The sequence below is a fragment of the Rhodospirillaceae bacterium genome (assembly GCA_028819475.1).
Taxonomy (GTDB): Bacteria; Pseudomonadota; Alphaproteobacteria; order Bin65; family Bin65; genus Bin65.
In genome coordinates this window covers 1-23,353 of sequence record JAPPLJ010000039.1, presented here as the reverse complement: position 1 = coordinate 23,353, position 23,353 = coordinate 1, and the positions used below count along the sequence as shown (strand labels likewise).

20 protein-coding genes are annotated in these 23,353 nt (G+C 66.5%); 14 read left to right on the top strand and 6 right to left on the bottom strand.

Annotated elements, in window-relative coordinates; all coding sequences use genetic code 11:
• Positions 1–26: 26 nt before the first annotated feature.
• Positions 27–1,250 (bottom strand): MFS transporter, encoded by a 1,224-nt coding sequence (locus OXM58_12270; protein MDE0149137.1) that lies wholly within the window; start codon positions 1,248–1,250, stop codon positions 27–29.
• Between the two features lie 286 nt (positions 1,251–1,536).
• On the opposite strand from OXM58_12270, the gene OXM58_12265 reads away from it, so the two are divergent.
• The 4 genes from OXM58_12265 (at position 1,537) to OXM58_12250 (ending at position 5,553) form a co-directional block, all read left to right on the top strand.
• Positions 1,537–2,229 carry a GntR family transcriptional regulator gene (locus OXM58_12265; GenBank protein MDE0149136.1) on the top strand — a complete coding sequence of 231 codons (693 nt, stop codon included), beginning with the start codon at positions 1,537–1,539 and terminating at the stop codon, positions 2,227–2,229.
• Between the two features lie 161 nt (positions 2,230–2,390).
• A complete protein-coding gene (dctP, locus tag OXM58_12260) occupies positions 2,391–3,401 on the top strand; it encodes a TRAP transporter substrate-binding protein DctP (protein ID MDE0149135.1) in 1,011 nt (336 codons plus the stop codon).
• A 172-nt stretch (positions 3,402–3,573) separates the two neighbouring features.
• Positions 3,574–4,146: a TRAP transporter small permease gene (locus OXM58_12255; GenBank protein ID MDE0149134.1), complete on the top strand. Its 573-nt coding sequence runs from the start codon at positions 3,574–3,576 to the stop codon at positions 4,144–4,146.
• The gene (locus OXM58_12250; GenBank protein ID MDE0149133.1) at positions 4,147–5,553 is read left to right on the top strand and encodes a TRAP transporter large permease; all 1,407 of its coding nucleotides are present in this window, start codon (positions 4,147–4,149) and stop codon (positions 5,551–5,553) included.
• 12 nt (positions 5,554–5,565) lie between these two features.
• Here OXM58_12250 and OXM58_12245 read toward each other — a convergent pair whose 3' ends face one another.
• Positions 5,566–7,140, bottom strand: a complete 1,575-nt coding sequence (locus tag OXM58_12245) for a sulfatase-like hydrolase/transferase (GenBank protein ID MDE0149132.1) — start codon at positions 7,138–7,140, stop codon at positions 5,566–5,568.
• Between the two features lie 223 nt (positions 7,141–7,363).
• On the opposite strand from OXM58_12245, the gene OXM58_12240 reads away from it, so the two are divergent.
• Positions 7,364–7,942, top strand: coding sequence for a MarR family winged helix-turn-helix transcriptional regulator (locus OXM58_12240; GenBank protein ID MDE0149131.1), 579 nt, complete (start codon positions 7,364–7,366; stop codon positions 7,940–7,942).
• A 68-nt stretch (positions 7,943–8,010) separates the two neighbouring features.
• Complete coding sequence (locus OXM58_12235) at positions 8,011–9,462, top strand: sulfatase-like hydrolase/transferase (GenBank protein ID MDE0149130.1); 1,452 nt, start codon at positions 8,011–8,013, stop codon at positions 9,460–9,462.
• A gap of 72 nt (positions 9,463–9,534) precedes the next feature.
• On the opposite strand, the gene OXM58_12230 is transcribed toward OXM58_12235, so the two are convergent.
• The 3 genes from OXM58_12230 to OXM58_12220 form a co-directional block, all read right to left on the bottom strand.
• A complete protein-coding gene (locus tag OXM58_12230; GenBank protein MDE0149129.1) occupies positions 9,535–9,882 on the bottom strand; it encodes a hypothetical protein in 348 nt (115 codons plus the stop codon).
• Positions 9,883–9,959: 77 nt separating this feature from the next.
• The gene (locus OXM58_12225; GenBank protein ID MDE0149128.1) at positions 9,960–11,159 is read right to left on the bottom strand and encodes an FAD-dependent monooxygenase; all 1,200 of its coding nucleotides are present in this window, start codon (positions 11,157–11,159) and stop codon (positions 9,960–9,962) included.
• On the bottom strand, positions 11,156–12,583 hold the full coding sequence (locus OXM58_12220; GenBank protein ID MDE0149127.1) for a Mur ligase family protein: 1,428 nt from the start codon (positions 12,581–12,583) through the stop codon (positions 11,156–11,158). Before OXM58_12220 ends, OXM58_12225 begins: the two co-directional genes overlap by 4 nt.
• 6 nt (positions 12,584–12,589) lie before the next feature.
• Between OXM58_12220 and OXM58_12215 the strand changes: the two genes are divergently transcribed.
• A complete protein-coding gene (locus OXM58_12215) occupies positions 12,590–13,423 on the top strand; it encodes an LD-carboxypeptidase (protein ID MDE0149126.1) in 834 nt (277 codons plus the stop codon).
• A 174-nt stretch (positions 13,424–13,597) separates the two neighbouring features.
• On the opposite strand, the gene OXM58_12210 is transcribed toward OXM58_12215, so the two are convergent.
• Positions 13,598–15,142, bottom strand: a complete 1,545-nt coding sequence (locus OXM58_12210; GenBank protein ID MDE0149125.1) for an AMP-binding protein — start codon at positions 15,140–15,142, stop codon at positions 13,598–13,600.
• A 210-nt stretch (positions 15,143–15,352) separates the two neighbouring features.
• On the opposite strand from OXM58_12210, the gene OXM58_12205 reads away from it, so the two are divergent.
• From OXM58_12205 to OXM58_12175, 7 genes are all read left to right on the top strand, one after another.
• Positions 15,353–16,765 (top strand): FAD-binding protein, encoded by a 1,413-nt coding sequence (locus tag OXM58_12205; protein MDE0149124.1) that lies wholly within the window; start codon positions 15,353–15,355, stop codon positions 16,763–16,765.
• A gap of 12 nt (positions 16,766–16,777) precedes the next feature.
• The gene (locus OXM58_12200) at positions 16,778–16,990 is read left to right on the top strand and encodes a type II toxin-antitoxin system HicB family antitoxin (protein ID MDE0149123.1); all 213 of its coding nucleotides are present in this window, start codon (positions 16,778–16,780) and stop codon (positions 16,988–16,990) included.
• 55 nt (positions 16,991–17,045) lie between these two features.
• Positions 17,046–17,942, top strand: coding sequence for a phytanoyl-CoA dioxygenase family protein (locus OXM58_12195; GenBank protein ID MDE0149122.1), 897 nt, complete (start codon positions 17,046–17,048; stop codon positions 17,940–17,942).
• 396 nt (positions 17,943–18,338) lie between these two features.
• On the top strand, positions 18,339–19,121 hold the full coding sequence (locus tag OXM58_12190; GenBank protein MDE0149121.1) for an MOSC domain-containing protein: 783 nt from the start codon (positions 18,339–18,341) through the stop codon (positions 19,119–19,121).
• A gap of 47 nt (positions 19,122–19,168) precedes the next feature.
• Complete coding sequence (locus OXM58_12185; GenBank protein ID MDE0149120.1) at positions 19,169–19,795, top strand: NAD(P)H-dependent oxidoreductase; 627 nt, start codon at positions 19,169–19,171, stop codon at positions 19,793–19,795.
• Positions 19,796–19,880: 85 nt separating this feature from the next.
• Positions 19,881–20,906, top strand: a complete 1,026-nt coding sequence (locus OXM58_12180) for a ferredoxin--NADP reductase (GenBank protein MDE0149119.1) — start codon at positions 19,881–19,883, stop codon at positions 20,904–20,906.
• Positions 20,907–21,015: 109 nt separating this feature from the next.
• Positions 21,016–22,644 (top strand): UbiD family decarboxylase, encoded by a 1,629-nt coding sequence (locus tag OXM58_12175; protein MDE0149118.1) that lies wholly within the window; start codon positions 21,016–21,018, stop codon positions 22,642–22,644.
• Positions 22,645–23,353: the final 709 nt, after the last annotated feature.

Below are 23,353 nucleotides of genomic sequence, written 5' to 3'. Positions count from 1 at the left end.
CGGTCTCGTTGCGGTCGTCGTGCTAGCTAGGAAGCAGCGGTCGCCACGGTCGGTCGCGGCACCGGCGCCTCCTTGATCGGCAGGTGGATCAGGGCGGCGAGAACGCCGAGCGCCACACCCATCCACCAGACGACCTCATAGCTGCCGGAGGCATCGTAGAGGATGCCGCCCAGGTAAACGCCCAGGAATCCGCCGATCTGGTGGCCGAAGAACACGACTCCGAACAGCCCGGACATGTATTGCATGCCGAAGAACTGCGCGACCAGGCCCGTGGTCAGCGGCACGGTCGACAGCCAGAGCAGGCCGAGGAAGGCGGAGAAAATATAGACCGACCAGACCGAAAGCGGCGTCAGGATAAAGACGGCGATCACGGCGGCGCGCAGGAAATAGATGGCGGAGAGCGTACCGCGCTTGCTGAACTTGCCGCCCAGCCATCCGGCGCCGAAGGTTCCGATCAGGTTGAAGGCGGCGATCAGGCTCAGGGACACGCCGCCCACCCACAGGGGCAGGTCGGCATCCTGGAGATGCTTGGGCAGGTGGGACTGTATGAACGCGACGTGAAATCCGCAGACGAAGAACCCGGCGCACAGCAGCAGATAGCTGCGATAGCCCAAGGCTTCGGCAAACGCCTCGCGGGCGGTCTGGTCCGGCTGGCCGGCTTCCGGCGCGCCCTTGCCGGTCACGGCGAGGGTCAAGGGCACGATGGCCAGCAGAAGGCATGCCAGGATGTAGAGCGAAGTCTGCCAGCCATAGGCGTCGATCAGATAGGCGGCGAGCGGAACCAGCACGAGCTGGCCGACCGAACCCGAGGCGATGCCGACGCCGAAGGCGAGCGAGCGTCTTTCAGGGGTAACCTTGCGTCCGAATGTGGCAACGACGATGGTGAAGGAGGCGAAGGCGACGCCGACGCCGATCAGCACGCCAGCCGTGACATGCATCGCGATCGGCGCCGTGGAATGCGGAATCAGCGCCAGGCCTGCGGCGTAGACGATCGTGCCGAGCGCAAGCGATTTTCCGGCGCCGTACTTGTCGGCGAAGGTTCCCGCAAACGGCGCCGCGGCGCCCCAGACCAGGTGCTGAATCGCCAGCGACAGGCTGAGGATCGCGGTCTGGTTGTCGAAGAACGACACGCTGATGTCGTTCATGTACAGGCCCATGCCGGCGCGCGAACCGAAGCTGATCGCGCCGATCAGGCAGCCGCAGGTGATCAGCAGCCACAGCGGAACGGTAAGGGGGGCGAATTTCGGCAAGATATCTCCACTCGATACGCAACGCCGCCGCGGATGTCGGCCGCCTGCGCGCTACATAGCTGCGAACCGGCAGCGGACAATTCTCCGTGTTGTCCCGGCGGGCGCATGGTCCTGTCCCTGTCGGCGCATGGTCGCCCGGAAGCGGCCCGGCTCGGCCGCTTAATCGGTTTTGTTTTTCCCCAGTTTCATCCACATGGTGGGCAATTTTGGCAATAAATCATGAACAAAAAGGGAAAAATCAAATTACCCGTTGACGAATCGACGTTAAGGATACTGTATTCAATAGATGTCGATCGAAGCTCTGCAACGACCGCAATCATTGCGCCAGCAGGTGTACGAGCGCCTGCGGACGGCGCTGCGCGCCGGCGAATACCGCCCGAACCAGCGCCTGACCGAGATCGGCATTGCCGAGGCGCTGGGCGTATCGCGAACCCCGGTGCGCGAGGCGCTGGGCCTGCTCAGCCGGGAGGGCTTGCTGTCGTCGATGCCGCACGGCGGGTTCAAGGTGCCCGATCTGCAGGTCGACGATCTCAACGACATCTTCGAACTGCGCTATCTGCTCGAGCCCTATGCCGCCGGCCTGGCGGCCCGCAACGCCTATCACGAGGGCGTAACGGGCATGCATGTCGCGATCCAGACCGAGAAGCAGTGCCTGATCGATTCCGACAACATCGCCTTCGTGCAGGCGAGCCAGGATTTCCGCAGCCGGCTGTTTGCGATGGCCGGAAACCGCCGCCTGGCCGCGGCGATTTCCCAGGTTGAAGGCCATGTCCAGTTCGTCCGCAGCGAGACCTTCGACGACTGGAAGACCCGCACGGTCCTGATTTCGGCGCAGGAGCAGATCCTGGAGGCGGTGCGGCTGCGCGACGCCGAGGCGGCCGCCAAGGCGATGCGCGCGCTGCTCACGACGACCAAGAACACGCTGCTGGCTGCGATGCAGCAATACAAGGTCGACGACGCGCCGGACGTCTACTACTGATCTTCTTCCAGTACTACTGCTCTTCTTCCAGATTCGCTGACAGACTCCCGAGGGCCGCGGCGCCGTTTCCGCTATGCGCCTTCGTTGCCGAAGCGCCTTGTTCCGCATTGTCTTGCTGTGGGATGATTGCGGGCACCAACCGGAAAGGGAGGAGTCCGATCATGCCGAGAACCAACTCCACCGGAGCGCTTCTGGCCGTTGCCGGAATGACGGCCATGCTTTCAGCCGGCGCGACCGGAGCGTCTGCCCAGGTGAAACTGAATCTGGTCTATCCGTTCCCGGATTTCCTTATCTACACCAAGCAGTGCAAGCAACTCGCCGCCGACATCACCAAGGCGGCCAAAGGCAAGCTTGCGATCAATGCGCTGCCGTTCAACTCGATCAAGATGTTCCAGCAGCCGCCCGCCGTCCGCAAGGGCCGGGTCGATCTGATGTGCACGCCCTACGCCTTCTTCGCCCGCGCGGTGCCGGAGAACGAGGCGGTGTCGACGTCCGCCTCCGACCCGGCGACCGTTCGCGCCAATGGCGGCCTCGCCATGCTGGACGAGATTCAGCAAAAGTATTTCGGCGTGAAGAATCTCGGCTGGACGTCTTCGGGCGGGCGCTTTCGCATTTACATGGAGAAAGCACCCAAATTCGACAACAAGGGCATGCTGGACCTTGCCGGCGTGAAGCTGCGCGACAACCCGATCTACGGCGCGTTTTTCCGCGCCATGGACGCGACGACCCATCCGTTGCCGGCAACGCAGGTCTACTCCGCATTGGAGAAAGGCGTGGTGAACGCCGCCGCCTGGGCCACCATCGGCCTGAAAGGCATGAAATGGGACAAGTTCCTGCGCCATGCGGTGGAGCCGGAATTCTATCACACCGATATGGGTTGGTTCATGAACCTGAAGAAGTGGACCAGCCTTGACGCCGGCCTCCAAAAGCTGATCCAGGACATGGTGATCGCCAACGAGCTGGCGGTGCGCAAGGTTCTTCTCGAGGAAGCGAAGAAGGAGCGGGCGACGCTTGCCAACGAAGGCATGAAGTTCCACGCCGTACCGGCGGCCGCGGTCTATTCGAAGCTGGCGATCGATTCGGCCTATGCGCGCATGGTCGATCGCCTGAAGAAGGCGAAGCGCCCGACCGGCCATGTCGCAAAGCTGCGAAAGCTCTGGCAGCAGCAATAGACCGGCCCGGATAACCGATTCCCCGAATTAGGGGGCACTGTCCGATGGCAGGGGACGGCGGCGCCGGCAATCGGACCGCCGCCGCTTCCTTGCCGCTGCGCCGCCGCTGCGCGGCAGTCTTCCCGCCCGTGTGTGCGGCGCCGGCCGCCACCTTTCGCGCTGTGGGAACCCGATGACCTTCCTGCGCGCCGTCGATAGAGCCTGGGCCGGCCTGCTGTGGTCCATGATGGCGCTGGCCGCGCTCTACATCGGCTTCATCATGCTGGCGATCGTCTACATGACGATCTTCCGCACTGCGGGCTGGGCCTACAACCAGTTCGTCTTCACGCTGATCGAGTACGGATTTCTTTACATCCTTTTTCTGGGGTCTCCCTGGCTCGTTCGGACCCGGGGCCATGTCTATATCGAACTGCTGACCGCGGCCGTCCCCGAGCGCAGCCGAAAGGTCCTGTCCCGCGGCATCGCCGCCCTGTGCGCTGCGATCTGCCTCGTCTGGGTCTGGTACACCTGGGGCATTTTCATCGAGCATGTCGAAGACCCGCTCGCCTTCGACGAACTCCGCGACGATCGCGGTATGCGGCTGTGGACGGTTACCGTCGCCTATCCGGTCGGCTTCCTGTTCATGGCGGTCGAGTTTGTCCGCTTCGTCTTCGGCCGGAACACCATGCACAGCGGCGAAGCCGGCGTCGGCAGCGACCGGGTGGAGCTCGAGGAAACCCGGCGCGGCCTGACGGAAGCCCGCTAGATGGAGTGGTACTGGATCCTTCTGGCGCTGTTCGGCTCCATCCTGTTCCTGATGTTCGCCGGCCTGCCGGTCGGTATCGCCTTCATCGCGGTCAATACGGTTGCCGCCTTCTTCATCTTCGGCCGGTTCGGCGATTTCGATACCCGGGTCCAGTCGGCCATCGGCCAGCATGTCGACAACGCGTTCGGCAATATGGCGATTTTCGCCATCGTGCCGATTCCGATGTTTCTGCTCATGGGCGAGCTGTTCTTCCATACCGGCCTAGCCAACCGGATGTTCAACGCCGTCGAGAAGCTGATGGGCCGGGTGCCGGCGCGCCTGTCCTACGTCACCGTGGCGGGCGGCACGGCCTTCGCCACGCTTTCCGGCTCATCGATGGGCTCGACCGCCCTGCTCGGCACGCTGATGGTGCCGGAGATGGCCCGGCGCGGCTACAAGAAGAGCATGTCGATCGGCCCGATCCTGGGCACCGGCGGCCTCGCCATGCTGATCCCGCCGTCGGCGCTCGCGGTGCTGCTTGGCACGCTGGCGGAGATCGATATCGGCAAGCTGCTGATCGCCGGCGTCGTGCCCGGCCTCCTGCTCGCCGTGTTCTATGCGATCCTGATCTTCATCCGGGCGACGCTCGATCCCGAAGCCGCGCCGTTCTACGATGTCGAGACGGTGCCGGTCAGCCAGCGCATCCTGCTCTTTCTGCTGGATGTGCTGCCGATGATCTCGATCATCGGTTTCGTCATCGTCCTGATCATGGGCGGGGTGGCGACGCCGTCTGAGGCGGCCGCCTACGGCTCGGTCGGCGTCATCCTGCTGGCGGTCGGCTACCTGTTCGCGGTGCCGTTGCTGCGCGGAGATTTTCGGCAGGCGCTCGCCTTCGGGCCGCACTTCGCGGTGGCGATGTGGAAATCGCTCTGGGGCGCCGGGCGGGTGACGGTGATTGCGCTGATGATCCTGTTCGGCTCGTCCCTGTTCTCCAACGTGCTGGCGGCCTCGGGCTCGAGCGCGGCGCTGATCGAGTGGGTCGCGGGTTTCGACGTCTCGCCCTATGTCATGCTGCTGATGATGTTCGGCATCCTGCTGCTGCTCGGCATGTTCATGGACCAGCTTGCCATGATGCTGCTGACGGTGCCGATCTTCTTCCCGATCGTGCAGGGGCTGGAATTCGGGCTGGCGCCGGAAGTCAAGCTGATCTGGTTCGGGGTCATCATGCTGCTGGCGATGGAGATCAGCTTCACGACGCCGCCCTTCGGCCTCTTGCTGTTCGTCATGCAGGGCGTCGCGCCGCCCGGCACCCGCTTCGGCGAAATCTGCCTCGCCGCGCTGCCCTTCATGGGCTGCGCCCTGCTGCTCACCCTGCTGATCGTGATCTTCCCCGCGCTCGCGGTGTGGCTGCCCTGGCTGGGAGGGTAGGGGGCGGTCCCCTCACGCCGCCCCGTCCGGCTCGTTTAGCGCGGGTATCATGTCGTCGGGCCTTGCGCGGATCATGTCCATGAGCTCGCGCTGGACCTTTTCGGCGCCCGGGTCGTTCCAGCGGTTGTCCATTTCCTGCGGATCGTTCGCCAGGTCGTAGAGTTCGCCAGAATCGGACAGGGCCTCCCAGGTCAGCTTGTGGGTCTTCGTGCGGACGCAGCGCAGGGAAAGCTGCACGCCGGCCCGGTTCGGATGCAGTTCCCATTCGTTATAGGCATAGTCCCGGCCCGCACCGGTGCGCCCGCCGTTCTCCCCGGCGACCTCGATCAATGGGCGCAGGCTTGTCGAGTGGCGGGCGTTGAGGCCGGTCGCGCCCGCCCAGTCCGCGCCTGCCCAGTCCAGGAATGTGGCAGGCAGATCGATGGTCGAGACCGGGTCGCCGACGACTCGGCCGGCCGGGACGCCCGGGCCGCGCAGGATCAGCCCGACGCGCAGCAATCCTTCGTAGTGCATCGGGCCTTTCAGGATCAGTCCGTGGTCGCCCAGCCAGTCGCCGTGGTCCGACGAGTAGACGACGATGGTGTTGTCCGCCTGGCCGCTCTCGGCAAGGGCGATCAGGATGCGGCCGACATGATGGTCGATCAGGGAGATCTGGCCGTAATAGTTGGCGATCAGATGGCGGAGCTGCCGGTCGCTCTGGAACGGGATCCGGCTGTACTGCGCGCGGAGCTCCGCGAATTCGCCCTCGATCTTCTTCTCGACGATTTCCCGGTGCCACCAGGGCCGCCGGTCGAAATCGCGGGTCCGGTGCGCCGGCAGGTCCACGTCGTCGGGGTGGTGCAGGGTGCACCAGGGCTCCGGTGCGTCGAACGGATGGTGCGGGTCCGGGAAACTGGCCCAGACGCACCAGGGCGTTTCGTTTCCCTGCCGGATAAAGTCAATGGTGCGGTCGCCGACCCAGGCGCTGTTGTGCCAGGCCTCGGGCAGTTTCGAATTCCAGGTCTGGGCGGCGAGCCCGCCGGTCTCCCGGAAATCGCCCCAGTACAGGTCGGTTTTCTCGTCGCCCCGTCCGTCGGCGTGGTACCAGCGCTCGTAGTGCAGCCCCTGGGGCGGCTTGCGGACGGGAAACCAGTTGTGGCCCACGAGCATCAGCTCGACATGCTCGAAGCCCATATAGGGGCCGGTCCAGTCGGGGCCGTAGTCCTTCGAACTCTCGATGCATTCCGGCCTGCCGGTCGGCGCGAAGGTGCTGTAGGTCGCAAAATGCGCCTTGCCGACGAAACCCGTGCGATAGCCGGCGGCGGAAAGAGCGCCGGCGAAACCCGCCTCGCCGATCTCAGGGTCGAGGGAGATGCCGTTGTCGTGCACGCCGTGGGTCATCGGCAGCAGCCCGGTCAGGATCGACGCGCGCGATGGCTGGCAGACCACGTTCGGCGTGATGCAGGCGCCAAAACGCGTGCCCTCGGCGGCCAGCCGGTCGAGGTGCGGAGTCTTGATCCGGCGCCCCTCGAAACCGTAGCAATCGCCGCGCTGCTGGTCCGACGTGATGAACAGGATGTTGGGGCGGCGGTCGGCGGTTTCGGTCATGCGGTTGTCTCAATATTCGCGAAGCCGCGGCGCCGGACGACGATCGGGGCGCGCGGGACGGAAAAGGGGCACGGCGGCGACAGCCGCGGCAATCGGCGCCGCGAATTTCGGCGGCCGCGCCATGATTCTCTGACGGGATCAGCCGAATCGAAGAGGATTTGGTCATATCGTTGATTTATCAACTATTTGAGTCAAGCTGAAATCGAACGGGCGGGGCCGCAACGTGACGGAACGGGCAAGACCGGGCGCCCATGCGCCGGAGGACAAACGGGACGCCGCTGAAAATCGGCAGGCGGGCGCCGTTGAGCACGAAACCGGGCCGGGCGGCGACGGACCGGTTCTCATCAGCCAGTTCTACACCTATCGCCTGCACAAGCTGTCGACGTTGCTGAGCCGCCAGATGCACGACGAACTGAAGGCGCGCTACCGGCTCGGGCTCGCTGAGTGGCGAACCATTGCGGTGCTGGGCGAATTCGGTCCGCTGTCGCTGCGCGACGTTTCGCGCCGCGGCGCCATCGACAAGGCGCAAGTTTCGCGCCTGTTGCCGGGCCTGATCGATCGCGGTGATGTTGTCCGCGACCCCGATCCCACCGACCGGCGGCGCGCCTCGCTGCGTCTGACCGATGCAGGCCGGAAGCTTTACGAGGAAATCCGGATCGTCGGCCGGCAGCGCCAGGCCTGGCTGGTCGAAGAATTGACGGGCGAGGAGCGGGCCATGCTGGTCGGCTGTCTCGACCGGCTCCTGGCGCGGATAGAAACCGAACCGGCCGGGCCGTTCGCGCGCAGGAAGAAATCGGAGTGATCCGGTCGCGTCGGCGCAGGGCGCGACCGCCCGGCCGGCGCAGGTGACACGGCAGGAGCAGCGACCCGATGAAGCCGCACAATCTCGTCATCGTCATGTCGGACGAACACGATCCCCGCTTCATGGGGCATATGGGCCATCCGCGGGTCCGGACGCCGAACCTGGACCGGCTGGCGGCGCGCGGCACGGCCTTCAGCGCGGCTTACACCAACAGCCCGATCTGCGTGCCGGCGCGGGCGAGCTTCGCAACCGGCCGCTACGTCCACGAGATCGGCTATTGGGACAACGCCATTGCCTGGGAGGGCCGCGTCAAGGGCTGGCCGAACCGGCTGCAGGAAGAGGGGTTGTACAACGCCACCATCGGCAAGCTGCACTACCGCCGCGAAGCGGATCCCTACGGCATCGACCGGCAGATCGAGCCGATGCACATCTACAACGGCATCGGCATGGTCTGGGGCTCGCAGCGCGACCCGCTGCCGGACACGCGCGGCAGATTCCGGATGCTCAAGACGATCGGCCCCGGAGAAAGCGGCTACAATCGCTACGACATGCGGATCGCCGACCATGCGGCGGCCTGGCTGCGCGAAGCCGCGAAGCACGATTATCCGCGCCCGTGGGTGCTCTATATCGGGTTCGTTGCGCCGCACTTTCCCCTGGTCGCGCCGCAGCGGTATTTCGATCCTTATCCGATCGAGGGCATGCCGTTCCCGAAGCTGCATCCGCGCAACGGCTACAAGCGCCATCCCTGGGTCGAGGAGCACGCGCAGTTTTCGCAGACGGACAGCCAGTTCGAAAGCGAGGACGAGCGGCTGCTGGCGATCGCCGCCTATCACGCGCTCTGCACCTTCGTGGACGAACGGATCGGCGTGGTGCTGAATACGCTGGACGAAACCGGCCTGAGCGACCGGACGCGGGTGATCTACACCAGCGATCACGGCGACAATGTCGGCGCGCGCGGCCTGTGGGGCAAATCGGTGCTCTACGAGGAGGCGAGCCGGATCCCGATGATCGTCGCCGGGCCGGACGTGCCGGCGGGCCGGACCGTGGCGACGCCGGTGTCACTGATCGACCTCTATCCCACGGTGATCGACGCCGTCGGCCTCGATCCGGCCGAAGACGAGGCAGGGTTGCCCGGCCGATCCCTGTTCGCCATTCTGGACGAGGAAGACGACCCCGGCCGGATCGCCTTCTCCGAATATCACGCCGTCGGTTCGAACAGCGGCGGCTTCATGCTGCGCAAGGGCCGGTACAAGTACCATTACTATATCGGCCACCCGCCGGAACTGTTCGACCTCGAAGCCGATCCCGAAGAACTGAACGATCTCGCGTCCGACCCGGCCCATGCCGCAACGCTCGCCGAATGCGAGGCCCTGTTGCGGGAAATCGTCGATCCCGAGGATGCCGACCGCCGCGCCAGGGCGGACCAGCGCGCCCTGATCGAGCGCTACGGCGGCTGGCAAGAGGCCCGCAAGCTCGGCGCCCCGGCTGCGACGCCGGCGCCGGGCGCCGGGTTCGAGTAGACGCCGGCCATTTCGCTGCGCCGCTTCGGGACTATGGCCGGCGGCGGGGCGGTTATCGGGCGACCGGCGGGTTCAAGCGGCCTCGGGTGTCGGCGACGGACCGCCGGGCAACGGCGGATCGGGCAGAGGCGTCAGGTCCCGGCGCATGAACACGGCTTCCAGCAGGCCCTCGATGCGCGCCACGCGGTCGCGCAATTCGTTCATCTCACCGCGCAGCGTGCCAATTTCGCCCCGCATTTCGTCGCGCAGCGTGCCGATTTCACCGCGCAGTGTGCCGAATTCACCCTGCGTTTCGTCGCGCAGCGTACCGATTTCGCTGCGCATCTCATCGCGCAAAGTGCGGATGTCCTGCCGCAGCCAGGCGAACAGGCCGATAATCAGCACCCCGAGCGCAACGAAACCGGCGAGATTGGCATCCATGCACTTTGCTTAACCCATTAAATTTCTGCTGTCCACATCCTTGGACCGGCCGTGCCGCCGACACTCCGCGGCCGGCCCTATATCGCCGCCGTCACCGCATTGTATTCGAACAGCCAGTCGTGGCGGGCGGCGACGGCGGCCGGGTCGAACTCCTCGCGGGCGATACGCGCTGTCTCGGCCGGATCGGCCAGTTTCTGATTGTGGAAGCGCGCCGTGTTGGCCGCCGAGCCGCGCACCATCCGCGTCGTGCGCTCGAGCCGCGCCGCCTCGTAGCGCCTGAACGCGGTTTCGACATCCACGAACGCGTCCAGCGCGCGGGCCAGGACCAGCCCGTCCTCGATGGCATGGTTGGCGCCCTGGGCGAGGAAGGGCAGGGTGGCGTGGCAGGCGTCGCCGAGCAGGGTGATCCTGCCCTTCGACCAGGCCTCCATCGACTCGCGGACATGCAGGGCCCATTTGTAGGGCGCCGGAAGCGCGCGGATCAGGCTGCGCAGCGTATCGCTCCAACCGTCGAAATCGCGCAGGCATTCCGCGACGGCGCCCGGCGTGTTCCAGCTTTCGATCCGCCAGTCGCTGCGCTCGATGGCGCCGACGAAATTCATCAGCGCGCCGTTGCGCAGCTGGTAATGCACGCAATGGCCGCCCGGCCCGATCCAGATGGCGCTCTGCGGCTCAAGCAGCCGCGCCGGCAGATCGGCGGTCGGAACCACGCCGCGCCAGGCGACGATGCCGGTGAACTGCGGATCGTCGGGGCCGAACAGGGCCCGGCGGACGACCGAATGGATGCCGTCCGCGCCGACCAGCGCTGCGCCGGATACCCGCTCGCCGCCCTCCAGCACCGCCGTAGCGCGGATGCCGTCCTGCTCGACGTCGGCGAGTTTCGCGTCCAGGCGTACGGCATCGGGCTGGGCCTCGGCGACGGCCCCGGCCAGCACCGCGTGCAGGTCCGCCCGGTGGAACATGCAATAGGGGAAGCCGTAGCGCTCCACGGATTCCGCGCCGAGATCGTAGAGCGGCCAGCTTTCGCCGGTGCGGTAGTGGTAGATGCGCTTGCCTTCCGGCTGCCACGCCAGCGGTTCCAGCGCCGGCCACAGGCCGAGATGATCGAGCACGCACATGCCGTTGGCGCCGATCTGGACGCCGGCGCCGACCTCGCCCAGCGCCGGCGCCTGTTCGAGCACGGTCACCCGAAAGCCGCGCCGGATCAGGGCGAGCGCCGCGGTCAGCCCGCCCAGGCCGGCGCCGGCAATCAATATCGTTCGGTCCCCGGCGGTCACCGTTCCAGCCGCTTCAGAAGCCCGCGGGCGAATTCCGTCAACGTATCGTCCCGCGCGCCCATGACGACGATCCGGTCGCCCGGTTCGGCCAGTTCGAGCAGCCGGTCCCCGCAATCCGAACGTCGCTGATGCGCTTCGGCCTGCCGCCCGGCCGCAGCGACGGCCACGACGATCTCGCGGCTCGAAATGTCCCGGGTCACGGTACCGCCGAAATAGACCGGTTCCGGCATGAGCAGCACGTCCTCCGCGCCGAGTTTCCCGGCGAACATGTCGATGAAGCCTGCACGCATTTTGCGCAGCGGGCCGAAGCCGTGGGGCTGGAACAGGATGAGCAGCCGGCCGGGAAAGTCGTGCAGCGTGTCCAGGGTGGCGGCGATCTTGTCCGGGTTGTGGCCGAAATCGTCGATCACGGTCACGCCGCCGGCTCTGCCCACGGTCTCGAGGCGGCGGCGCAGGCCGGCAAATCCGTTCAGGTGCCCGGCCGCCTCCGCTGCGGGAACGCCGCACGCCGTCGCCGCGCCGATTGCCGCAAGCGCGTTGGCAACATTGTGGACGCCGGGAACCTGCAGCCCGACCTGCTGCCCGTCCGGCAACCCTTCGGCGAACAGGCGGAAGCCGATGCCATCCGGCGCCGGTTCAAGCCGGTCGGCGAAAAGGTCGGCGCTTCCGTCATGCAGGCTGAAACGCGTTTGCCGGCCCATAGTCAGGCTTCCGCCGATGGACCGGACTTCCGGATCGTCAAAATTGAGGACAGACCGGCCGGCAGCATTTACGAAATCGCCGAACAGCTGCCGCAGTTCGTCCATCGTCTTGTGGTCTTCCGAAACGTTGGTCAGCACAGCGATCGACGGATCGAACAGGGCGATCGAACCGTCGCTTTCGTCGATCTCGCTGACGACGGTATCGCCCGATCCCGCCAGCGCGCTGGCGAAGGGGTCGTCCGGCCCGGCAAAGTTCTTCATCACCGCGCCGTTGACGACGGTCGGGTCGCGCCCGGCGCAGTGGAGAATCCAGGCGATCATGCCGGTGACGGTGGACTTGCCGCTGGTCCCGGCAACGCCGATGCGTTGCGGCATGGCGTTGAACAGTCCGGCAAGCGCCTCCGGCCGGCTCATGCGCCGGGCGCCGATCTTCTGCGCCGCAGCGACATCGGGCACGCTGTCCTCGACCGCGGCGGAGGCGACGAGGATCTGGCCGGCCCGGCGGATGCCGCTGCCGTCCTGCGGATGCAGACGGATGCCACGGCGGCGCAGGTAATCGAACTTGGCCCCGGTGCGCGCGCCATCGGGTGTTGCGTCGAGCGCGCGGTCTGACCCTTCCACCCGATGGCCCTGCGCCTGTAGGATCAGGGCCAGCGGCAGCATTCCGCTGCCGCCGATGCCGCACAGGAAATAGGATCGGGGCCCGCTGGTTTTTTGGGTCATTTGGGTATGAAAATAGCCATCGTCGCGCCGAGCAACCGCATAGACCAGTCCCTGGTCGAATGGGTCAAGGCCATTGCTGCGGCACAGTTCGCCGACCGGCCGTTCGCCCAGCGGCCGGAGTTGTCGTTCCACCCGCAATGCTTCCTGTCGTCGGGCCATTTCGCCGGAACCGATCGGGAGCGCGCCGCGGCCTTCCTGGAAGTCGCCAACGATCCCGCGGTCGACGCCGTCTGGTTCGCCCGCGGCGGCTACGGCGCCGGTCGGCTCCTGCCGCATATCGAGGGCGCGCTTGCTCCGCCGGCGCTGGAGAAGACCTATCTGGGCTACAGCGACGCCGGCAACATGCTGGCGCTGCTGATGAAAGCCGGCGTCGCCGATCTGGCGCACGGGCCGATGCCGACGGACATCAGGCGCAACGACGGGGAGGCGGCCTTGCGCCGCGCGCTCTCCTGGCTGGTCGATCTCGATCCGGAGACCGTCGAGCCCTCGGCGCGAAACGGCGCGCCGGCCGTGGCCTTCAACCTGACGGTGCTCGGCCACCTGATCGGCACGCCCTGGCAGCCCGACCTCGCCGGGCGGGTCGTGATGGTCGAGGATATCGACGAATACATGTACCGGCTCGACCGGGCGCTCTGGCAGGTCCTGTCCGCCCCGGGCATGGACCGGATCGCCGGCCTGCGCCTCGGCCGCTGCGGCGAGATCCCGGAGAACGATCCCGATTATGTCCTCACCGAAGTGGAAATGGCGCGGGAGCGCTGCGCCGCCGCCGGCGTTCCGTATCTCGGCCGCGCCGATATCGGCCACGACGCGGCGAACAAGATCGTGCCGATGGGCGGGTGATGGCGGGCCGGTCGCGCCAAAACCTGACCGTCATTTCGACCGAAGCGGCATTAGCCGCGAAGTGGAGTAATCTTTCACCCGCGGAGTCCGTCCCGAGGCGCTTTACCTGAAAGATATCTCCGCTCCGCCGCCCTTCGGGCGGCTCCGGTCGATATGAAGGCAACGGAATACGCGCTAAACGATCCGGCTGTCTCGCTTGCCCCAGTAGCGGTCCTTGAGGAGGCGCTTGTAGAGTTTGCCGGTCGGGTGGCGGGGCAGGGCGTCCATGAAGTCGACGCTGCGCGGGACCTTGATCGCGCCCAGGGCGGCGCGCGCGAAGGCGATGAGGTCGCCGGCCAGCGCGTCGCCGGCGTCCGTCATCGCCAGCGGCTGGACCACCGCCTTTACCTCTTCGCCGAATTCCTCGCTGGGCACGCCGATCACCGCCACGTCGGCGACCGTCGGATGGGTAATCAGCAGGTTCTCGATCTCCTGCGGATAGATATTCACGCCGCCGGAGATGATGGTGAAGGCACGCCGGTCGGTGAGATAGAGATAGCCGTCTCCGTCCAGGTAGCCGATGTCGCCGAGAGTCGACCAGCCGCGCTCGTTGTAGGCCTCGGCGGTGCGCGCCGGATCGTTGAAATATTCGAAGGGCGGCCCGTCCGAGAAATAGACCGTGCCGGTCTCGCCGGCCGGGAGGTCCGCGCCGTCCTCGCCGACGATGTGGAGCACGCCGACGACCGGCCGGCCGACCGAGCCGCGGTGCTGCAGCCACTCTTCGGTGTTTATCAGCGTCAGCCCGTTGCTCTCCGTGCCGCCGTAATATTCGAGCAGGATCGGCCCCCACCAGTCGATCATCGCTTCCTTGACCGGAATCGGGCAGGGCGCGGCGGCGTGGATCGCCGTGACGTGGCTCGACAGGTCGTGCCTTGTCCGCTCGGCCTCCGGCAATTTCAGCATGCGCACGAACATGCTCGGCACCCACTGGCTGTGGGTGACCCGGTGGCGTTCGATCAGCGCCAGGCTGTGCGCGGCGTCGAATCGCTCCATGACCACGCTGGTCGCGCCGCGCGCAACCGAGGCCATGTTGTAGCGCAGCGGCGCGGCGTGATAGAGCGGCGCCGGCGACAGGTAGACCATGTCGCGGTGCAGACCGACCGCGTCGGCCAGCATGGCGAGCGCCCCGTCGTGCTCGCCGAACGCCATGCCCTGGAGCGGCCGCTTGACCGCCTTGGGCCGGCCGGTGGTGCCGGACGAATAGAGCATGTCCGTGCCTTCGACTTCGTCGGCGATCCGGCTTTCCGGCTGGGCGGCGACGGCATCCTCGTAAGAGGCGAAGCCGTCCGCTGCGCCGCCGATCATCAGGCAATGCTCCAACTTCGGGCACAGCGGCGGCACGGCAATCGCCGCGTCGCGCTTGTAGTTCGTCGAGACGAACAGCCGGGCGCCGCAGTCGTTGACGATGTAGGCGACCTCGCCGGCGGTGAGGTACGAGCTGATCGCCGTATAGTAGAGCCCGGCCCGCTTGGCGCCCCAGCACAGCTCGAAGAAGCGCGGATGGTTCTCGACGAAGAAGGCGATGTGGTCGCCGGCCCGGATGCCGAGCGCGCGCAGCAGGTGGGCGAACTGGTTGGAGCGCGCCTCCAGGTCCGCATAGGTCACAATCTCGCCGCTGCCGGCCATGATCAGCGCGGGCTTGTCGGGCGTCCGTTCGGCGAAATCGGGCAGGGTCGGCATGGTCGGGCCATCAGGGGGTCGGAAATCCGGCATCGCGCTCGGCGGGCAGTTTCTTACGGCAAGGCCCGCCCGATGGAAAACCCCGTAGACAGCCGCGGCGCGGCCCTGTGCCTTGCCGCTCCGTCTTGCCGCAGGGCCGGCGGTGGCGTAAGCAGGAGGGGAACGGAAACGGGTTCGCCGCAACCCGGAGGAAACGGGGAGGGTGCCGGCATGGCCCTGCAGATACACCGCACGGTCGAGCACCGGCCGGAGTCGCGGATCGACGAGGCGGTCGGTATCCTCAAACAGCGGTTCGGCGACCGGCTTTCAACCTCCGAATCGGTGCGCGAGCAGCACGGCAAGGGCGAGGACCATCACCCGGTCGTGCCGCCGGACGCCGTGTTCTACGCCGAATCGACCGAGGAGGTCGCCGAGGCGGTCGGGGTCTGCGCCGAATACCGGGTGCCCGTGATCCCCTTCGGCACCGGCACGTCGCTGGAAGGCCATGTCGCGGCGCTCAACGGCGGCCTGTGCATCGACCTGACGCGCATGGACGCGGTGCTGGAGGTCAACGCCGAAGACCTGGACTGCCGCGTCCAGCCCGGCGTCACCCGCAAGCAGCTCAACGAATATCTGCGCGACACCGGCCTGTTCTTCCCGATCGATCCGGGCGCCGACGCCTCGATCGGCGGCATGACGGCGACCCGCGCCAGCGGCACCAACGCGGTGCGCTACGGCACCATGCGCGAGAACGTCCTCGGCCTCACCGTCGTCACCGCCGACGGCCGGGTCGTCAGGACGGCGCAGCGCGCGCGCAAATCCTCGGCCGGCTACGACCTGACCCGCCTGTTCGTCGGCTCCGAGGGCACGCTGGGCGTGATTACCGAGATCACGCTGAGGCTCTACGGCATCCCCGAATCCATCGTCTCGGCCCTGTGCGCCTATCCCTCGCTGGAGGCGGCGGTCAACACGGTGATCGAGACCATCCAGCTCGGCATCCCGGTCGCGCGCATCGAGATCGCCGACGAAGTGCAGATGAAGGCGACCAACGACTATTCGGGCACCGACCTGCCGGTCGCGCCGATGCTGTGGTTCGAATTCCACGGCACCGAGGCGGGCACGGCCGAGCAGGCCGAGATGGTCAAGGCGATCTCCGACGAGTGGGGCGGCGGCGATTTCCAGTGGACGGCGAGCGCCGAGGAGCGGGCGAAGCTGTGGCAGGCGCGCCACGACGCCGCCTACGCCGCCAAGAATATCCGCAAGGGCGCGGAAGTGTGGGCGACCGACGTCTGCGTGCCGATCAGCCGGCTCGCCGAATGCATCGTCGAGACCCAGAACGACATCCGCGAGAACGACCTGATCGCGCCCATCGTCGGCCATGTCGGCGACGGCAACTTCCATCTGGTCCTGATCGCCGACAAGGAAGACGCGGACGAGATGGCCCGGGCCAACGCGGTCAACGAGCGCCTGGTCCACCGCGCCATCGCCATGGAAGGCACCTGCACCGGCGAGCACGGCATCGGCATGGGCAAGATGGACTTCCTGATCGCCGAGCACGGCGAGGCGGTCTCGCTCATGCGCATGATCAAGAAGGCCCTCGACCCGGACGACATCATGAACCCGGGCAAGATTTTGCGGGTGTAGGGCGCGCGCGTGATGCACAAGTACGAAATCATTCTCTATTGGAGCAACGAAGACCGGGCGTTCATCGCCGAAGTCCCGGAATTGCCGGGATGCATGGCGCATGGCGACACGCAGGAAGCCGCGCTCCGGAATGTAAACGAGGCGATGGATTTCTGGATCGATACGGCCCGGGAACTCGGCGACCGGGTGCCGGAGCCGAAAGGCGAGCGCCTGATGCTCGCGTAGTCGCACCGCCGCACCACGAAGAAGCCTCCGACACCGCCCCAGGGAGGGCAAGGCCATGACCCCCGAGAAGGTTCTCGAACATCCGGCGAAGGTGCTGAGCGACGACCAGCGCCGCTTCTATTTCGAGCACGGCTATCTGCATCTGGACGGCTTCGTCTCCGACGCGTGGCTCGACCGGCTGTGGGCGGTGACGGACCGGTTCATCGACGACAGCCGCCGCTGCACGGCGTCGAACGACGTGTTCGACCTCGAACCGGCCCATTCGGCGGACAATCCGCGGCTACGCCGGCTCAACCATCCGGTGACGCAGGAACCGGTGCTGGAGGAATTCGGCCTGCGCGGGCCGATTGTCGATCTCGCCGAGGACCTGCTCGGCCCCGACGTCAAGTTCCACCACTCCAAGCTGAACTTCAAATGGTCCGGCGGCGGCGAGGAGGTGAAATGGCACCAGGACATCCAGTTCTGGCCCCATTCCAACTATTCGCCGCTCACCATCGGCGTCTACATGGCCGATGTCGACGACGAGATGGGGCCGATGGGCGTCGTTCCCGGCAGCCATGAGGAAGACCTGTTCGACCTCTACGGCGACGACGGCCAGTGGGTCGGCGCGATCCACGACCGCGACCTGCCCAGGGTGCGGCTCGGCGACGTCGTCTGGCTGAAGGGTCCGCGGGGTTCGGTGACCGTCCACAATTGCCGGATGGTCCACGGCTCGATGCCGAACAATTCGAGCCGCTCGCGCCCGCTCCTGTTGCACACCTATGCCGCGGCCGACGCCATTACCTTGTTCCCCGGCATTGTCGACAATATCGCGCTGTCCAACAGCGTCATCCGCGGCGAGGCCGCGCGCTGGGCCGAGTTCGATCCCCGGCCCTGCCTGATCCCGCCGGACTGGTCGAGGGGCTATACCTCGATCTTCGCCCTGCAGCAGGAAGAAGACCAGGCGGCCTGAGCCCGTCCGAACGCCCCCAAGCCGGTGGGGAATCGGCGGGGAATCGGCGCGGTTGCTGGACTCCCCAACGGTTCGGTGCTAGGTTTCCTGCGCGTGTCGCGTAAGGTTCCGCAATCGCTGAATCCCGGCAGTTCCGGAATCGCACAAGCCGGCCCACGGCATCGTCCGATATCGCGGGGCCGGCGTTTGGTAGGCAAATGATGCGACCAGCCAGGTCGGGTGACTGGCAGTTCGATTGCCTGCGGGCGGTCGAAGCGCTGCCGAGTCCGTCGCTGCCGAGTCCGGCCGGGACGACACGAAAATCAGATAGCGGATCACCGCGGGTTTCTCCGAACGCGGGCGGCGTCGTCCGCGGGCGGGGGCGAATATTATCCCTGTAACTGCGAGGGCGGATCGATGTTGGGTAACGTGGAAAGCATTTGGCGCTATCCTGTGAAGAGCATGCGCGGAGAAGAGGTCGACGAGATATTCGTCGCCTTTACCGGCCTGATGGGCGACCGGGTCTACGCGGTTTCTTCGACCGCGGCCGACAAGGCCTTTCCCTGGCACACGGCCCGCGAGCAGGAAGATTATGTGCTCTACCAGGCGCGCTTCAAGCAGCGCGACGGAACGCTGAAGCCCGACAATATGGCAGAGGCGATGGGCCACCCGGCCAATATCCATGCGCCCTTCCCGACCGATCCGGGTGCCTTCGGGGTCGAGGTCGAGACGCCGGACGGCGCGGTGGTCGACATCGAGGATCCGGCCTTCCTGGACGGCCTCAAGGACAAGTCCGAGGGCGAGCTGGCGCTGCACCATACCCAGCGCAGCATCGTCGACTGCCGGCCGGTGACGCTGTTCTCGATGCAGACGGTCGGCCAGCTCAGCGAAGAGACCGGCACCGATATCCACAAGCTGCAGTTCCGCGCCAACTTCTATGTCGACTGGAGCGACAAGGGCGGCTTCTACGAGGACGAGCTGGTCGGCAAGACGGTCAAGATCGGCGACACGGTCGAGATCATGGTCGTGGAGCGCGACCCGCGCTGCAAGTTCATCACCATCCATCCGGAAACCGCTGAGACGGACCCCGCCTTGCTGCGGCATGTCACCAAGGAGCACGAGGGGTTTGCCGGTGTCTACGCAGCGGTCATCAAGGAAGGCCCCGTCAGGAAGGGAGACGCCATCGCGCTCGCCAACTGACGGTCCGGCAGGCCTCCATGCAAAACAACGAAGGGACGTGACGGGCCATGACCAAACTCATCTATATCGAAGTTTCTCCCCGCAAGGAGCGGTCGCACTCGATCGCCGTGGCGGAAGCCTTCCTGGAGGCCTACCGGGCGGCCAATCCCGACCACGAGATCGACAAGATGGATCTGTGGGATACCGCGCTGCCCGAGCTCAACATGGCCATGATCGACGCCAAGTACCGGCTGCTGGACCTCGACACGCTCGACGAGCGGGAAGCGAACGCCTGGAAGGATGTCGAAGCGGTCTTCAACCGGGTGAACTCGGCCGACAAGATCGTGCTCAGCACGCCGATGTGGAACTTCAACGTTCCCTACAAGCTGAAGCATCTGATCGACATCATCATCCAGCCGGACCTGGCCTTCGCCGTCGTGGAGGGCGGTTACGAAGGGCTGGTCAAGGGCAAACGGGCGATGGTGATCGTCGCGCGCGGCGCCGCCTATCTGCCGCCCTCGGATTTCTTCGAGGTCGATTTCCAGAAGCGGTATATCGACTTCCTGCTCAGTTTTATCGGGTTCGAGGATATCCGTTCGCTGGTCGTCGAGCCCATGCTGTCGCCGCCGGAGGACCAGGCTGCGACCCGGGCCAAGCTGATCGAGGAAGCCAGGGCCGCTGCCGCCGAGTTCTAGGCCGTCGCGTGCCTGCGACCTGCGCGGACCCTGTCCCTTGTAAGGTCCCTTGTAAGCGAGGCATGCCTGTCGCATTGATGCGCCGGTGAAATTCTATCCGCTTACAGTGCGCGAGGTCATCGACGAGACCGTGCAGGCCCGGTCGTTCCGGCTGCGGCCGGCCGGCGAGCACGCGCATCTGTTCGGCTACAAGCCCGGCCAGTTCCTGACGTTCCGCATTCCGCAGGGCGACGGCCATATCGAGCGCTGCTACTCGCTGTCGAGCGCGCCGTCCAGCGACGCCGAGCTGAAAGTCACGGTCAAGCGGGTCACGGATGGGTTCGGCTCCAACTGGTTCAACGACGTCCCGAAACCGGGCGACGCGATCGAGGTCGCGCCGCCGAGCGGGCGCTTCGTCCTGCGCAGCCGGGACCGGCAGCCCGTCCTGTTCGCCGGCGGCAGCGGCATCACGCCGGTCATCTCGCTGATCAAGCAGGCGCTGCACGAGACCGCGCTTTCGCCGCGCCTGTTCTACGCCAATACGGATACCGACCAGATCATCTTCCGGCGCGAGCTCGACGAACTCTGCGCCCGCTTCCCCGGCCGGCTGGACTGCCATCATCACATCGACGCGCAGTCCGGACTGGCCGATGCCGGCGCGATCCGGGATTTCATCGGCGGCCGGCTGGACTGCGACTTCTTCATTTGCGGGCCGGCGCCGTTCATGGACCTGACGGAGGACGTCCTGGGCGGCCTCGGCGTCGGCGACCGCCACGTTTTCATCGAGCGTTTCACGATGCCGGAAGACGGCGACGGCGATGCGGACGCGGAGGTTCCGGCGGCCGGCGCCGGCGCGGTCGAATCCTTCCGCGCCACGATCGACGGCGCCGAACATGAGGTTCCCTACCTGGCCGGCGAAACCCTGCTGCGATCCATGCTGTCCAAGGGTCTCGATCCCGTCTTTTCCTGCGAGGACGCCCATTGCGGCTCCTGCATGGTGATCCGGAAATCCGGCGAGGTCGCGATGCGCAAGAGCACCGTGCTGTCGAAGCGCGACAAGGAGCGGGGCTACATCCTGCTGTGCCAGGCGGTGCCGCAGTCGGACGACGTCTGGGTCGATTGCGACGCCTGACGGCCGGCTGCGCGATACGCCGGGCCTGTTGCGGGCCCTGTCGCGGCATTAGGCAAATCGCCGAACGTCCGTGCTATAACGCCCGCCTCACAGCCCGGAGGCCGATCCGATGAACAAACCCGTCGATCCTGCCGTCGCCGGCCTAGCCGTAGCGGCGTCCGCCCGCGGTTCCGGGCCGGCGCGCGAGGCCGGGCCGTCGCTGCGCTCCTGGCTCGAGACCCTGGAAGCGCACAACCAGCTGCGCCGGATCGACGTGCCGGTCGACTGGGACGAGGAGATCGGCGCCATCGCCCGGGTCAACATCGCGCTCCAGGGCCCCGGCCTGTTCTTCCGCAACATCCGCGACTACCGGGAGACGACGAGCACCAAGTTCGTCACCTGCGGGATATCGAACAAGGCCCAGGTGCGCCTGATGCTCGGCCTGCCGGAGGATGCCGGCGACAGGGACATGGTGCGCCATCTCAAGGACGCCTACCGCAACCCGGTCCGCCCGGTGGCCGTCGATCACGGGCCGTGCAAGGAGAATATCCTGACCGGCGAGGCCATCGACCTGGAACAGTTCCCGGCGCCGCGCTGGCACGCGACCGACGGCGGCAAGTTCATCGACACATTCTGCGGCGTCATCACCCACGATCCGGTAACCGACCGGCCCAATATCGGCCTCTACCGCGGCCAGGTTCTCGGGCCGGCGAAGATCGGCAAGCTGCTGGTCCCGACCCAGGGCTGGGGCGACCATTTCCTGAAATACCGCGACGCCAAGGGCCGGATGCCGGTCGCGGTGTCCTACGGCTGGCACGACGTCATGCCCTTCTGCGCCGGCTCGCCCTTCCCCAAGCATGTCTGCGAATGGGACATGATGGGCGCGATCCTCGGCCGGCCGGTCGAGCTGATCGACTGTGAGACGGTGCCGCTCCAGGTTCCCGCGAGCTCGGAGATCGTCGTCGAGGGCTGGATCGACCCGGACCCGTCGACGTGGGAGATGGAAGGGCCGTTCGCCGACTATCCCGGCTATCTCGGCGGCAAGCCGTCGCCCAAGCCGGTCGTCGAGGTCTCCTGCGTCACCCACCGCCACGACCCGATCATGCGCGGCGCGCTGGAGGGGGCGCGGCCCGGCTTCCCGTCGGAGGATTCGCTGCTCTGCGCCTATTCCTGGTCGGCGATCGCCTGGAACATGCTGGAGGACGCCGGCGTCAGCGGGATTACCGACGTCTGGATGCCGCCGGTCGTGACGGGCTGCAACATCGTCGTGCAGGTGCGCAAGCAGTATCGCGGCCACGCCCAGCAGATCGGCATGGCCCTGTGGGGCACCAGCGCCGGCCAGTGGTTCTTCAAGAATGTCACGGTGGTCGAGGAGGATATCGACATCCGCGATCCCGAGGCGCTGGAATGGGCGTATGCCTTCCGGGTCAACGCCGGCCGCGGCGACGTCTGGCTGGTCGGGCCGACCTACGGCTCGGTGCTCGACCCGTCGACCCTGCGCGAGGACCGGGACGTGCGCGCCTACGGCACCGGCAAGTGGACCCGCACCCTGATCGACGCGACCCGGAGCTGGGAGCACGCGCCGAACCCGGACTGGGACGGCAACCGCTGGCCGCCGGTCAACACCATCGACCCGGACCTGGAGCGCAAGGTCGCCGCCCGCTGGCGCGAATACGGCATCGGCGTCCCCTATCTCGACGACGCCCGGCGCGAGCAACTGACGCTGGAAGAGACACGGAAGGTGCTGAAGGACCTGTAGGCGCGGGGGCGGGCGGGGCCCCGTCGGCGAAATCCGCTTTGCCGGCCGGAATGGGCCCGCCTGCGTAACGCCGGCCTCCGCTCCAAGACCGGCGCGAAGGAAGTGCGGCGTCCCGCAAGCCGCCGGAACCGGCCCGTGCACAACAGGGCTAGTGAGTCAGTTTGACTTTCGGTGCCCGACAAAGCCCGTAATTTTCTCCGAATCCCTTCTCTTGTCACCCCGGATGGAGCGAAGCGGAAATCCGGGGTCCAGGGCCTGCCCCTTCGACAAGCTCAGGGCAGGCTCTGCGCGAAGTCGAAGGGGCCGATCCGACAGGTCTTCGCCGACGGGTCTTTGTATGTGGCCCTGGACCCAGGATCGCTGCCAAGCAGCGTCCGGGGTGACAAGGGAGGGGCGTTGGACGGCAGGGCGATTTCAGGCCGCTGCGCGCACGGCAATGTCAAACCGACTCACCGCCACAACAGGGCTTGACATCCGCGAATAGAACATTATATGAACATACCCCGGCCCGCCCGGCAGCGGATCGCGCGCCGCCGCAATCCCCGTCCATGACGAAACATGACATTTCATGACATCGCCGCACATTCCCCGAAGGCGCCGCTCGAATCCCCCTCCCCTTGGGGGAGGGGCAAGGGGAGGGGTCGTCCGCCGCCGCGCCGATGTCGGGTTCAAGGTCTGCGGCGACGCCAACGGGGGGGGGGGGGGGGGG